This is a genomic window from Plasticicumulans acidivorans, assembly GCF_003182095.1.
GTDB classification, from domain to species: Bacteria; Pseudomonadota; Gammaproteobacteria; order Competibacterales; family Competibacteraceae; genus Plasticicumulans; species Plasticicumulans acidivorans.
On record NZ_QGTJ01000002.1, the window covers coordinates 323,082 to 335,809 of the forward strand.

General features: G+C 69.4%; 12 protein-coding genes. 4 read left to right on the forward strand and 8 right to left on the reverse strand.

Going from position 1 to position 12,728, the window contains the following annotated elements:
• Window position 1: 1 nt before the first annotated feature.
• From C7443_RS04090 to C7443_RS04110, 5 genes are all read right to left on the reverse strand, one after another.
• Entirely contained in the window at window positions 2-1,147 is a 1,146-nt protein-coding gene (locus C7443_RS04090; RefSeq protein WP_110017290.1) for an FAD-dependent oxidoreductase, read from the reverse strand.
• A 59-nt stretch (window positions 1,148-1,206) separates the two neighbouring features.
• Window positions 1,207-1,371, reverse strand: a complete 165-nt coding sequence (locus C7443_RS04095; RefSeq protein ID WP_110017291.1) for a rubredoxin — start codon at window positions 1,369-1,371, stop codon at window positions 1,207-1,209.
• Window positions 1,372-1,443: 72 nt separating this feature from the next.
• Window positions 1,444-1,935: a rubrerythrin family protein gene (locus tag C7443_RS04100; protein WP_110017292.1), complete on the reverse strand. Its 492-nt coding sequence runs from the start codon at window positions 1,933-1,935 to the stop codon at window positions 1,444-1,446.
• A gap of 125 nt (window positions 1,936-2,060) precedes the next feature.
• A complete protein-coding gene (locus C7443_RS04105) occupies window positions 2,061-2,240 on the reverse strand; it encodes a hypothetical protein (RefSeq protein ID WP_110017293.1) in 180 nt (59 codons plus the stop codon).
• Window positions 2,241-2,377: 137 nt separating this feature from the next.
• Window positions 2,378-3,355 carry an NAD(P)H-quinone oxidoreductase gene (locus C7443_RS04110; RefSeq protein ID WP_110017575.1) on the reverse strand — a complete coding sequence of 326 codons (978 nt, stop codon included), beginning with the start codon at window positions 3,353-3,355 and terminating at the stop codon, window positions 2,378-2,380.
• A 153-nt stretch (window positions 3,356-3,508) separates the two neighbouring features.
• On the opposite strand from C7443_RS04110, the gene C7443_RS04115 reads away from it, so the two are divergent.
• From C7443_RS04115 to C7443_RS04125, 3 genes are all read left to right on the forward strand, one after another.
• Entirely contained in the window at window positions 3,509-4,699 is a 1,191-nt protein-coding gene (locus C7443_RS04115; RefSeq protein WP_110017294.1) for a response regulator, read from the forward strand.
• A gap of 156 nt (window positions 4,700-4,855) precedes the next feature.
• Window positions 4,856-5,287, forward strand: a complete 432-nt coding sequence (locus C7443_RS04120) for a TonB family protein (protein WP_110017295.1) — start codon at window positions 4,856-4,858, stop codon at window positions 5,285-5,287.
• Between the two features lie 73 nt (window positions 5,288-5,360).
• Complete coding sequence (locus C7443_RS04125) at window positions 5,361-8,087, forward strand: HAD-IC family P-type ATPase (RefSeq protein WP_110017296.1); 2,727 nt, start codon at window positions 5,361-5,363, stop codon at window positions 8,085-8,087.
• Here the strand turns inward: C7443_RS04125 and C7443_RS04130 are convergent.
• Entirely contained in the window at window positions 8,055-8,714 is a 660-nt protein-coding gene (locus C7443_RS04130; protein WP_110017297.1) for a DUF2238 domain-containing protein, read from the reverse strand. The genes C7443_RS04125 and C7443_RS04130 overlap by 33 nt on opposite strands.
• The gene (locus C7443_RS04135) at window positions 8,711-9,238 is read right to left on the reverse strand and encodes a hypothetical protein (protein WP_110017298.1); all 528 of its coding nucleotides are present in this window, start codon (window positions 9,236-9,238) and stop codon (window positions 8,711-8,713) included. The genes C7443_RS04130 and C7443_RS04135 overlap by 4 nt, the downstream gene beginning before the upstream one ends.
• Before the next feature lie 194 nt (window positions 9,239-9,432).
• On the opposite strand from C7443_RS04135, the gene C7443_RS04140 reads away from it, so the two are divergent.
• A complete protein-coding gene (locus tag C7443_RS04140; RefSeq protein WP_110017299.1) occupies window positions 9,433-12,042 on the forward strand; it encodes a putative bifunctional diguanylate cyclase/phosphodiesterase in 2,610 nt (869 codons plus the stop codon).
• Here the strand turns inward: C7443_RS04140 and C7443_RS04145 are convergent.
• Complete coding sequence (locus C7443_RS04145) at window positions 12,034-12,696, reverse strand: hypothetical protein (RefSeq protein ID WP_146213229.1); 663 nt, start codon at window positions 12,694-12,696, stop codon at window positions 12,034-12,036. The two genes, C7443_RS04140 and C7443_RS04145, sit on opposite strands and share 9 nt — an antisense overlap.
• Between the last annotated feature and the right edge of the window lie 32 nt (window positions 12,697-12,728).

The following is a 12,728-nucleotide window of genomic DNA, read 5'->3' on the forward strand; positions in this document are numbered from 1 at the left end:
TTCAGACCGGCGCTCCCAGCGCCTTGACCAGCGCATTGCGCTGGCCGACGACGCCGCTGCCGGCCAGGGCGAAACCGGCCAGCGTGCCGTCGGCGGCAACGCCGCGCGCGATCAGACCGCCGGCGAGCTCTTCATAGCGCCAGTCGACCGCGAGCCCGGCGGCCGGCGGCTCGACGACGATCGGGCAGGCCGGCGTTTTCACCACCACCGGCATCGGCGGGAAAGCGACGTGGCTCGGCGTGCCGGCCAGCGTCTGCGCCAGTGCCCGCGCCGTCTGCATGATCGGCATGACGTAGGCACGCACCCGGCCCTCGATCTCGGCGCAGTCACCGAGCGCGTACACCGCCGGCGCCGAGCTGCGCAGCCCGCCATCGACGACGATGCCGCGCGCCGTGGCCAGCCCGGCCGCCTGCGCCAGCTGCGTGCGCGGACGCAGACCGACCGCCGACAGCACGACATCGGCGAACAGCTCGCTGCCGTCGTCGAGCGTCAGCCGGTAGCCCGTGGCGGCGTGCTCGACGGCGCGCAGCGCGCGGCCGGGGCGCCAGTCGACGCCGTGGGCGACCAGCGCCGCGGCCAGCCGCTCACCGACCGCGGCCGGCGCCAGGCTCGCCAGCGGTCGCGGCGCCGGATCGAGCAGCGTCACCGCCAGACCGGCGCCGGCGAAATCGTTGGCGAACTCGCAGCCGATCAGGCCGCCACCGAGGATCGCCACCCGCGCCGCGGGCTTCAGCAGCCCCCGCAGCCGGCGATAGTCATCGAGATCGTTGACCGACAGCACCGCCGCCGCGGCATCGCCGGCGAGCGGCAGACGGATCGGATCGGCGCCGAGCGCCAGCACCAGCGCGCCGTATTCGAGCGTCCCGGCCGCCGTGGTGATGCGCTGCGCGGCGATGTCGAGCGCCTCGACACGGGTTTCGCTGAGCAGGCGGGCGCCGAGCTGCTCGGCCATCTGCGCCGCCGGCGCATTGATCAGCCGCTCGGGCTCCTTGTGCTGGGCGAAGGCGTTGGACAGCATCGGCTTGGCGTAGAAATCGCCGTGATCGGCACAGACCAGCGTCAGCGGGCTGTGCGCATCGTGTTTGCGCCATTCACGCGCGAGGGTATAGCCGGCGAGGCCGGCGCCGATGATGACGAGCGGCTGCATGCAGTGATCTCCGGGCAGGCGGCGGCGCGGGGCTGCCCCCGCCGCCGGATCAGGTTTTTTCAGACTTCGACCATCTCGAAATCGGCCTTGGAGACGCCGCAGTCGGGGCAGCACCAGTCATCCGGCACGTCTTCCCAGGCCGTGCCGGGCGCAATGCCGTGCTCCGGGTCGCCCGAGGCTTCGTCGTAGATGTAACCGCAGACGACGCATTGCCAGACTTTCATGATCTCGACTCCTGACTTGAATGATGTGATTGGTGTATTGACGCGGACCTGATGGGTTTACGCAGCCAGGCCTCAGACGGACTCAGCGTCGACGCGCGCGAGCTGTTCGCGATAGTGCGCGGCATGCCGCTCCTCGACCTTGGCCAGCGCGGCGAAGCGCTTGGCCGCCCGCTCCAGCGCCGCGGCGAACTGCGCCGCGTGTTCGCGCGATTCAGCGATCTGCTCGTCGATTTCGGCGACCGCCTCGGCCTTGCCTTCGGCCACGGCGGTGTCGCGGAATTTCGGATACATCTCGGTGTATTCGTAGGTCTCGCCGGCAATGGCGATCTGCAGGCACTTCGCCGCCGTCAGCTCGGCCTTCGGGTAGAGCAGGTCGAGGTGGCCGAAGGCGTGCAGGACTTCCTGCTCGGCGGTGGCCTCGAACACCTGCGCGGTGGCCTCGTCACCGAGCTGGCGGGCGATGCGGGCGAAGTAGCGGTATTTGATATGGGCCATCGATTCGCCGGCGAAAGCGGCTTCGAGGTTTTCCCAGGTCTTGATCGCGGGGCGCTGCTGCTGGCTCATCGTGGTGCTCCCTATGGGCTGGCTGGACCGCCGGCGGCGGTGACATGGCCTGCATTCTGGGGAGCCCGTATCGATAGATCCAATTGAAAGATTGTTCAGATCAAATAGCCAAAACCTAAACAGTCTCAGCCGCGATCACCGCGTCGGTCGCGCAGACACCAGTCGCGATCGACGCGCTGGGCAATCGCCAGGCCCTCGCGCACCGCCGCCAGGTCGGGAAACGGGCCGAACACCGCACCGAAGCGGCCGAACCACCAGCCGCCCCGCGCGTACCAGGGGAAGGGGTAATCACGCTGCCTGTCCACCGCCGCCTCCGCGCACGGCGATTTCTGTTCCGTGCCCAATCAGTTAGCGGCGGCGCCAGGAAAAACTTGAGCGCCAGCGGCTCAGACGCTCAGACGCTCAGACGCTCAGACGCTCAGACGCTCAGACGCTCAGACGCTCAGACGCTCAGCACCAGCTTGCCGCTGACCGCGTTCGATTCGAGCAGGGCGTGCGCGGCGGCAGCCTCGGCCAGCGGCAGGCTGGCGTGGATCAGCGGCTTGAACCGCCCTGCCGCCAGCAGCGGCCAGACCTCGGCACGCAGCTCGGCGGCGATCGCAGCTTTATCGGCGGCCGAGCGCGGGCGCAGCGTCGAGCCGGTGACGGTCAGGCGCTTGGCCATCACCGTCCACAGATTGATCTCGGCCTTGTAGCCGTGCAGGCCGGCGATCATCACCAGACGGCCCTCGACCGCCAGCGCACTGAGATTGCGCGGCAGGTAGTCGCCGCCGACCATGTCGAGGATGACGTCGACGCCGCGGCCGCCGGTCGCCGCTTTCACCGCTTCGGCGAAATCCTGCTCGCGGTAGTCGATCGCCAGCTCGGCGCCGAGCTGGGTGCAGGCCGCGCACTTGAGCGCGCCGCCGGCGGTGGCGAACACCCGCGCGCCGCGGGCGCGGGCCAGCGGAATCGCCGTGCTGCCGATGCCGCTGGCACCGCCGTGCACCAGCAGGATCTCGCCGGCGGCCAGCCGGCCGCGCTGGAAGACGTTGCTCCAGACGGTGAAACAGGTCTCCGGCAGCGCCGCCGCCTCGATCGCGCTCAGGCCCTGCGGCCACGGCAGCACCTGGCCGGCCGGCGCCGTGCAGTACTCGGCGTAGCCGCCACCGTTGACCAGGGCACAGACCGCCTCGCCGACACGCCAGTCGCCGGCCTCGCTGCCGACGGCAACGATCTCGCCGGCGACTTCCAGCCCCGGCAGGTCGGAGGCGCCCGGCGGCGCCGGGTAGGCGCCGGCACGCTGCGCGCAGTCGGGACGGTTGATGCCGGCAGCGGCGACGCGGATCAGCACCTCGCCGGCGGCCGGCTGCGGCAGCGGTCGGGTGCAGGGTTTGAGCACGTCGGGACCGCCGGGCGTGGTGATCTCGATGGCGGTCATCGTGGTGGGCAAGGCATTCATGTGCACTAAGCTCCAACGGCTGGTCGACCGCTCATCTTCGGTGCTGCCTGCAAGCGGGGGCAAGCAGGCGGTGCGACCACCTAACTTTACGATTAGGATGAGCACAGCATCCTGCCCCGGTGGACAGTTCCCATGGAGAAACGACGCATTCTGTTCGTTGATGACGAAAGCGCCGTGCTCAAAGCGCTCGAAACCATGCTCGAACCGATGCGTGAGCTGTGGAGCATGGAGTTCGTGAGTGATCCGCGGCGTGCGCTCGAACAGCTCGCCCGCGGGGCGTTTGACGTGGTCGTCTCCGACACCTCGATGCCGGTGATGGATGGCAGCGAGTTCCTCGCCGAAGTCATGCTGCGTCACCCTCAGGTCGTGCGCATCATCCTCGCCCGCCAGACCGACCGCGACCGCACGCTCGACGCGCTGCACGTCTCGCATCAGTTCCTCGCCAAGCCCTGCGACGCCTCGACGCTGCGCGCCACCGTCAGCCGCGCGCTGGCGCTGCGCAAGTTCCTCGACGGCGATACGCCGCTCAAGGCGCTGGTGTCGCGGCTCGACTCGCTGCCGAGCATGCCGGCGCTGTACCGCGAGCTGGTCGATGCGCTGCAGGACGTCGACATCAACTTCAGCGAAGTCGCCCGCATCATCGAGCAGGACCCGGCAATGGCGGCGAAGATCCTGCAGCTGGTCAACTCGGCGTATTTTTCGCTGTCGCGCCACGTCAGCGACCTCGACACCGCGCTGATGCTGCTCGGCCTCGACACCATCAAGTCGCTGGTGCTGTCGGTGCAGGTGTTCTCGCAGTTCGAGGAGGAAACCCTGCGCACGCTGTCGGTCGAGCGGCTGTGGCGGCACTCGGTGCGCACCGGCGCGCTGGCGCGGGCCCTGGCGCAGGCGGAAAAAGCCCCGCGCGAAATGATCAACGACGCCTTCACCGCCGGCCTGCTGCACGACACCGGCAAGCTGATCCTCGCCGCCAACATGCCCAACATCTACGCCAAGGTCGTGCATCTGTGCGCCGAGGAAAACCTCGCGCCCTGCGAGGCCGAGCGCCAGCTGTTCGGCGCCGCCCACGCCGAAACCGGCGCCTACCTGCTCGGTCTGTGGGGGCTGCCGGAAACCATCGTCGAGGCGGTGGCCTATCACCACCATCCGCAGGACCGCGAAACGCTCGATCGCAGCGCGCTGACCTTCGTGCACGTCGCCAACGCCCTCTCGCAGCTGCCGGACGCGCCGGCGGCCATACTCGACACCGGCTATCTGGGCGAGCTTGAGCTGCTCGACCGGCTGCCTGCCTGGGCCGAGCTGAGCGAATCGGTGCTGGCGTGAAGCCGCGAGCCGCTGCAGCGACGCCGTTCCATGCATCTTGTGCACTGCACCATCCGCCGATTACCCTGCCGCGCATTTCGACCCGCCGTTCCTGCCGTGCCCTGACGGCTCATCGTGATACCGGCGCCACTGCCGGCGCCGGCTGAGGAAGCATCCATGTTCCTGCTCAAGCGACTGGTCTCCCACCTCGCTCGCCCCCTGCTCGCCGCCCTGTGCGCGGCCTCCCTGCTCGCCGGCTGCGCGCAATCGGGCCTCCAGACCCCGGTTGGCCCCAGCTCGCAGGAGGCCCAGGCCGCCGAACTGCACGACCGCGTCCGCCAGGTCTGGGTGGTACCACGTTCGCTGCAGAAATCACCGCGGGCGCTGAGTGCGCGGCTGCTGATCAACTGTGACGATGCCGGCAACGTCAAAACCGTGAAGCTGCTCAAGCGCACCGGTGCACGCGACGTCGACGCCTCGCTGGTCAAGGCCGTGCTCGACGCCTCGCCGCTGCCGATGCCGGCCGACAAGGCCCGCGCCGCCCAGTTTCACTCGCTCGAACTGACGCTCGATACAGCCGACCTGCTCACGGCCAAGCAGCCGCACTGAGCCAGCTCACGGCGAACCTCGTGTCGGCGTCCTAGTCTTACAGGTGAGACTCGGGTAAAGGACGCGACACATCATGGTGGAACAGACGACGGTCCGCGAGGCGCCGCAACGGCCTTGGCATGCCTGCAGTTCAGAAGAGGCGCTGACGGCGCTCGATTCAAGCCCGCGCGGCCTCGCCGAGGCCGAGGCGGCGGCGCGGCTGCGCTCGCACGGCGCCAACCGCCTGGCGCCGCCGCGCCCGGTCAGCCCGCTGCTGCGCTTCCTGCGTCAGTTCGACAACGTGCTGATCTACGTGCTGCTGGCCTCGGCGGTGACCTCGGTGCTGCTCGGCCATTACGTCGACGCGACGGTGATCCTCGCAGTCACCGTGCTCAACGCGCTGGTCGGTTTCATACAGGAGGGCAAAGCCGAATCGGCGCTGGCGGCGATCCGCAACATGCTCTCGCCGCATGCACTGGTCTATCGCGACGGCCACCGCCGCGAGATCGCCGCCGAGGCGCTGGTCCCCGGCGACGTGGTGCTGCTCAGCTCCGGCGACAAAGTGCCCGCCGACCTGCGCCTGCTGCATGTGAAGAACCTGCGCGTGCAGGAGGCGGCGCTGACCGGCGAGGCCGAGGCCGTCGACAAGCACGCCGCCGCCATCGAGGCGGCCGCCACGCTCGGTGACCGCAGCTGCATGGCCTACTCCGGCACGCTGATCGCCACCGGCCAGGCCGCCGGCCTGGTCATCGCCACCGGCACGCACACCGAAATCGGCCGCATCAGCACGCTGCTGGCGCGGGTCGGCAGCACCACGACGCCGCTGCTCGAACAGATCAACCGCTTCGGCCGCTGGCTGACGCTGCTGATCCTCGCCATCGCCGCGGCGACCTTCGCCGTCGGCGCGCTGTGGCGCGGCTACGCGCTGAGCGACATGTTCATGGCCGCGGTCGGCCTGGCCGTCGCCGCGATCCCCGAAGGGCTGCCGGCGATCATGAGCATCACCTTTGCGCTCGGCATGCAGCGCATGGCGGCGCACCACGCCATCGTGCGGCGCATGCCGGCGGTGGAGACGCTGGGCTCGGTGACGGTGATCTGCTCGGACAAGACCGGCACGCTGACGCAGAACGCGATGACAGTGAAAAGCCTCAGCGCCGACGGCCTGCAGGCGCGCGTCGACGGCGTCGGCTACGCGCCGCAGGGCGCGATCGTCGGCGATGACGGCCAGCCGCTCGCGGCCTCGGCGCAGAGCACGCTGCAGCAGCTCGCGCGCATCGCCGAGCTGTGCAACGACGCCCAGCTGCGCGAGCGCGACGGCGCCTGGCAGGTCGAGGGCGATCCGACCGAAGGTGCGCTGCTGTGCCTGGCGCGCAAGGCCGGGCTCGATACGGCGAGCGAGCGCAGTGCCTGGCCGCGACTCGACAGCATTCCCTTCGAATCCGAACACCGCTACATGGCCACGCTGCACGCCAGCCCGCACGGCGGCGCCGAAATCTATGTCAAGGGCGCGCCGGAGGCGGTGCTGGCGATGTGCGCCAGCCAGCGCCGCGCCGACGGTGACAGCGGCGTGCTCGATGCGGCCGTCTGGCAGGCGCACATCGATGCGCTGGCGGCACGCGGCCAGCGCGTGCTGGCGCTGGCCCGCTGCGCGCTCGCCGAAGTACCGCAGGTGCTGACGCCGGCGCAGCTGCACGGTTGCCTGCAACTGGTCGGCCTGCTCGGCATCATGGACCCGCCGCGACCGGAGGCGATGGCGGCAGTGCAGCGCTGCCAGAGCGCCGGCGTGCGCGTGAAGATGATCACCGGCGATCACGCCGCCACCGCCTGCGCGATCGCTCACGAGCTCGGCATCGGCCGCAACGGCCGGGTGCTGAGCGGCGCCGAGATCGAGACGCTCGATGAAGCGGCGCTGCGCGCGCAGGTGCGCGAGGTCGACGTCTACGCCCGCGCCAGCCCCGAGCACAAGCTGCGCCTGGTCAGCGCCTTGCAGGCCGAAGGCGAAGTGGTGGCGATGACCGGCGACGGCGTCAACGACGCACCGGCGCTCAAGCGCGCCGACGTCGGCGTGGCGATGGGCGACAAGGGCACCGAGGCGGCCAAGGAAGCCGCCGCCGTGGTGCTCGCCGACGACAACTTCGCCACCATCGCCCGCGCCGTCGAGGAAGGCCGCACGATCTACGACAACCTGAAGAAGGCCATCGTCTTCTCACTGCCGACCAACGGCGCGCAGGCCTGCGTGATCCTCGCGGCAATCCTGTTCGGCGTGTCGCTGCCGATCACGCCGGTACAGATCCTGTGGGTGAACATGGTCGTCGCCGTGGCGCTGTCGCTGGCGTTGGCCTTCGAGCCGGCGGAGGCCGACGTGATGAGCCGGCCGCCGCGCCGCCGCGATGCGGCGCTGATCGACGGCTTTCTCGCCTGGCGTGTGGCGCTGGTCTCGGTGGTGCAGACCATCGGCTGCCTGCTGCTCTACCTCAACGAAACCGCTGCCGGCGTGGCGCCGGAAGCCGCGCGCACGCTGGCGGTCAATTCGCTGGTGGTCGGCCAGATCTTCTACCTGTTCAACAGCCGCTACACGATCGCCCCGTCGAGCGGCTGGGCCGGCTTGACCGGCAACCGCGTGGCGCTGCTCGGCGTCGGCACGCTGCTGCTGCTGCAGCTCGCCTTCACCTACGCACCGCCGATGCAGGCACTGCTCGGCACCGCCGCGCTCGGCCTGCGCGAGTGGCTGATGGCGATCGGTGTCGGCTTCAGCGTCTACGTCGTCGTCGAGCTGGAGAAATGGACGCTACGCCGGCGGCTGGCGCGGCACGCGGCCTGAATCCGCCGCAGCGAGGGCGGCGAGCTGGCGGTCGTGGGCGGGCGCCAGCGCCGACACCGCCAGCAGCGCGCCGAGCAACGCCATCGCCATATCGCTCTGCGTATCCCAGACGTCGCCCTGGGTGCCGAGGAACGCCTCGGCACCGCCGCCCATCAACACCGCGGCCAGCCACTCGATCAGCTCGTAGGCGGCACTGATCGCCAGACAGGTCGCCACCGTAAAGAACGCCACCCAGCCACGGCCGTTGACCAGGCGGTGGCGCAGCACCAGCTCGCGGGTGACGATCGCCGGCACGCATCCCTGAGCGAAATGGCCGAGCTTGTCGAAATTGTTGCGCGACTGGCCGAGCGCGTCGCGCAGCCAGTCGAAGGCCGGCACCTCGGCGTAGGTGTAGTGGCCGCCGACGAACAGGATCGCGGCGTGGCCGAGCATCAGCCAGCAGGCCAGCGGCGTGAAGCGAAAGCGTCGCCAGCAGGCGGCGACGAGGCCGAGCGCGATCCACGCCGGGGCGACCTCCAGCCACCAGGTCGGCCAGTCGTGCGGTCGCCACGCCGACCAGCCGGCCACCAGCGCAAAGCCGAACAGCCAGCCGCCGAGCGGCCAGTGCAGAACCCGTTCGCGGCTCATCGTGCCGGCAGTTCGCGGAAGGTCTGGGCGACGGCGAGCAGCAGCGGCTTCAGCTGCGGGAATTCCTCGCCGCGGCACCAGCCGACGATCTGAAAATCGTTGCGCGCGGTGCGCACGCCGGTCAGCAGGTAGCCGACGCGGCTGCCGGTCTCGCGGTTCATGCCGATCACCTCGACCACCTGCCCTTTCAGCGGACCGATGTCGACGCTGCCGCGCGGCGTCACCTGCACCTGATCGAGCCCGGAGGCGAGAAAATCGGTGGCGATGCGCATGAAGTCCGCGTCCGGCAGGTCCGGCTGATGCGGCTCGCGCAGCACGATGGTGTACTGGTTGAGCAGGCGCGAGCCGACCTGCAGCTGCGCGGTCGGATGCGTCAGGTCACGCAGGTCGAGCCAGCCGTCGGCCAGCGTCAGCTGACTCTGGCCGTCGCGGGCAACCACCACCTGCGGCGCAGCCGCGGCAACGCCCGTGAGCAGCAGGCCGCCGAGCGTCAGCGACAGGCAGGCACATCGATGCAGCTTCATGACTTCCCTCCGGGGTTCGGCTTTGCGAAGCGTAGGCGGCGAGCGCAGCGCCCGGCGAGGTAGAACCGCGCCTGTCTCTTCGCAAGAACACTTTGTCAAAAGATTTAACAGCCCGGCCCATTTCAAACCGCTAGCCTGCTGTTCGAGTGGTGATTCTCGGACGAAAAAGGGCAAAGCCGGAGGATTAGTCGCGGATGACTTCGCAGACGCAACTGCACGCGTGCCCGTGGGCGCTGCGCCGAGCCGAGGCTCAGACCGCGATCCTGCGCATGATCGCCACCGGCGCCGCGCTCGCCGACACGCTCGATGCGCTGGCACGGCTGGTGGAAAACCTCTGCCCCGACGTGCTCTGCTCGATCCTGCTGTTCGATGCCGACGGCGGCCGCCTGCGGCATGGCGCCGCGCCCAGTCTGCCCGCGACCTATCGGGCCGCCGTCGATGGCGCCGCCATCGGCCCGCAGGTCGGCACCTGCGGCACCGCCGCCTGGCGCAACGCCGCGGTCTTCACCGGCGACATCGAACATGATCCGCTGTGGGCGGGCTACAGCGGACTGGCCCTGCCGCACGAGCTGCGCGCCTGCTGGTCGACACCGATCCACGATGCCAGCGGCGCACTGCTCGGCACCTTCGCCTGCTACTGGCGCCACACGCTGACGCAGCCGGGCTCCGAGATCGAGGTAATCGTCGATGACGCCACCCAGCTGGCCGCGGTGGCGATCGAGCGCGCGCAGGCCGAACAGCGCCAGCGCCGCACCGAGCGGCTGCACCGCGCCGTCATCGACAATCTACCGGTAGCGCTGTTCGTCAAGGACGGGCGCCCCGAACGCTTCGGCCGCTACCTGCTGTGGAATCCGGCCGCGGACCGGCTGTTCCGGCAGAGCAGCGCCGACGCCATCGGCCGTACCGTGCACGACATGCACCCGGTCGAGCAGGCTACGTTTTTCGAGAGCAAAGACCGGGAGGCCTTCGCCTGCGGCCAGGTCAGGCATATCCCCGACGAGCCGGTCGACGTGCCCGGCCTTGGCACGCGCCGGCTGTGCACGACCAAGGTGCCGGTATTCGACGAGGACGGTCGCCCGGAACTGCTGGTGTGCATCAGCCAGGACATCACCGAGCGGCTCGACGCCGAATTGCGGCTGCAGCGCAGCGAGGCGCAGTACCGCGCGGTGTTCGAATCGGTGCCGGACGCACTGCTGATCATCGCCCTGCCCACGCTGCACATCCTCGACGCCAACTCCGCCGCCAGTGCGCTGTTTGCGCGCACCCACGACGAGCTGCTCGAACGTGCGCTGCCCGCGCTGATGCCCGCGGACGCGCACGCGCTCAGTCACGAGCTCGGCGAAAGCATCAGTGCCGGTCAGGTGCTGGTACGCGAGACAGCGATCCTGCGCCGCGACCTGCAGCGCACGCCGGCTGAAATCGTCGCCCGGCCGATCGAGTACCACGGCCGCGCCTGCGCTCTGGCGGTGGTGCGCGACATCAGCACCCGCAAACGCAACGAGGCACGCATCCGCCGGCTCGCCTATTACGACGTGCTGACCGGCCTGCCCAACCGCCAGCTGTTCGATGAGCACCTGCAGCAGGCGATCCAGCGCGCAGCCCGCGAGCAGACGCAGTTCGCCGTGCTGTTCATCGATCTCGACCGCTTCAAGACCATCAACGATCTGTTCGGCCACGCCGGCGGCGATCGCCTGCTGCAGGCGGTGGGCGCGCGGCTGGAGGCGATGCTGCGCGCCGAAGACTCGGTGGCACGGCGCGGCGGCGACGAGTTCGTCGTCCTCGTCGACCGCCTGCGCTGCGCTGAGGACGCCGCGGTGGTGGCGCGCAAACTGATCGATGGTCTGCAGGAGCCGGTCGCCTTCGACGACCGCCACTGGCAGACCGGCGCCAGCATCGGCATCAGCCTCTACCCGCTCGACGGCAGCACGCCGGAAGCGCTGCTCAAGGCCGCCGATACGGCGATGTACCACGCCAAGGATCGCGGCCGCGGCCAGTTCCAGTTCTTCCGCTCCGAACTCGACGCCCACGTGCGCGAGCGGGTGACACTGGAAGCCGACCTGCGCCGCGCACTCGACGAGAACAGTTTCACGCTGGAATTCCAGCCGCAGGTCAATGCCGCCGGCATCATCGTCGCCGCCGAGGCACTGCTGCGCTGGCAGCACCCGCAGCGCGGCGTGCTGCCACCCGACTGTTTCATCCCGATCGCTGAAGAAAGTGGCCTGATCGTGCCGCTCGGCCGCTGGGTGCTGCACTCGGCCTGCCGCGCCGCCGCGCTGTGGCCGGCGCCGCAGGGCGTGCGCGTCGCCGTCAATATTTCGGTCGAGCAGCTGCGCGATCCACGGCTGGTCACGGATGTCGCCTCGGCGCTCGCCGCCTCGGGGCTCGACCCGCACCGCCTGGAGCTGGAGATCACCGAGAGCGTGCTGATCGACGAGCCGGAGGCGATGCTGGCCTCGCTGGAGGCGCTGCGGGCGCTCGGCATCCGCGTGGCGCTCGATGACTTCGGCACCGGCTATTCCTCGCTCTCCTACCTGCGCCGCCTGCCGCTCGACACCCTCAAGCTCGACGGCAGCTTCATCGCCGACCTCGAACGCGACACGCCGGATGCGACGATCACCTACTCGGTGATCGAACTGGCCCATCGCCTCGGGCTGGAAGTCATCGCCGAGCGTGTCGAAACCCCGGGACAGCGCGCGCGGCTGTGTGAGCACCAGTGCGATCTGCTGCAGGGCTATCTGCTGTCGCGCCCGCTGTCGACGCAGGCTTTCAGCGCGCGGCTCGCCGAGTCCCGCATCTCAGTGTGAGGAAGGGGTCGACTCGTGCAGCACATCACTGAGGTAGTGCAGCCGCTTCAGTGAGACGTCGATCTTCTCGCGCAGCTGGGCGTCGTCTTCATAGTCGAGCATGTCCGGGTAGAAGAAGACGTTGAAGCTGTCGATGTAGCGGATGTTGCGGTTGACATCGAGCACGAGGTTGTCGAGCCCGTAGAGGTCGATCAGCCGGCCGCGCCCTTCGTCGTACCAGCTGTACGCGACGGAGATGAACTGCGCGAGCTGCACGCGCGCTTTCGGGTCGCGCGCCAGCAGCGGCATCACGTCATCGGCGAACACCGGATTGGCGATGTTGAACCAGCGCTGCACCGCCTCGGCGACCACCACCATGTTCGGCACGCCGTCGACTTCGGTGGCGATGAACACCGCCTGCGGCACCATGTCGCCGAGCTGGGTGCGCAGCATGCGCCAGTCGCGCAGCAGCAGGCGGATTTCCGGGTAACTGAGTTCGAGCGTCGGGCGCTTGATGACGAAGTCGATTTCGCTGACCTCGCCGTCGCGCACCCGCCGCCGCGTCACCCGCCAGACGTCACAGTGATTGCCGACGGTGGAAATCAGCGTCGCGCGCAGGCCCTGTGTGTCGATGCAGCCGATCGTACCGGGCAGGCGCAGGTTTTCGGATCCCATCGACGCAGTCCTCGTGGCAGGCAATGGTCAAT

Coding starts and splice junctions, on each gene's coding strand:
- C7443_RS04090 (WP_110017290.1), bottom strand. CDS start 1,147: ATGCAGCCGCTCGTCATCATCGGCGCCGGCCTCGCCGGCTATACCCTC.
- C7443_RS04095 (WP_110017291.1), bottom strand. CDS start 1,371: ATGAAAGTCTGGCAATGCGTCGTCTGCGGTTACATCTACGACGAAGCC.
- C7443_RS04100 (WP_110017292.1), bottom strand. CDS start 1,935: ATGAGCCAGCAGCAGCGCCCCGCGATCAAGACCTGGGAAAACCTCGAA.
- C7443_RS04110 (WP_110017575.1), bottom strand. CDS start 3,355: ATGACCGCCATCGAGATCACCACGCCCGGCGGTCCCGACGTGCTCAAA.
- C7443_RS04115 (WP_110017294.1), top strand. CDS start 3,509: ATGGAGAAACGACGCATTCTGTTCGTTGATGACGAAAGCGCCGTGCTC.
- C7443_RS04120 (WP_110017295.1), top strand. CDS start 4,856: ATGTTCCTGCTCAAGCGACTGGTCTCCCACCTCGCTCGCCCCCTGCTC.
- C7443_RS04125 (WP_110017296.1), top strand. CDS start 5,361: ATGGTGGAACAGACGACGGTCCGCGAGGCGCCGCAACGGCCTTGGCAT.
- C7443_RS04130 (WP_110017297.1), bottom strand. CDS start 8,714: ATGAGCCGCGAACGGGTTCTGCACTGGCCGCTCGGCGGCTGGCTGTTC.
- C7443_RS04135 (WP_110017298.1), bottom strand. CDS start 9,238: ATGAAGCTGCATCGATGTGCCTGCCTGTCGCTGACGCTCGGCGGCCTG.
- C7443_RS04140 (WP_110017299.1), top strand. CDS start 9,433: ATGACTTCGCAGACGCAACTGCACGCGTGCCCGTGGGCGCTGCGCCGA.
- C7443_RS04145 (WP_146213229.1), bottom strand. CDS start 12,696: ATGGGATCCGAAAACCTGCGCCTGCCCGGTACGATCGGCTGCATCGAC.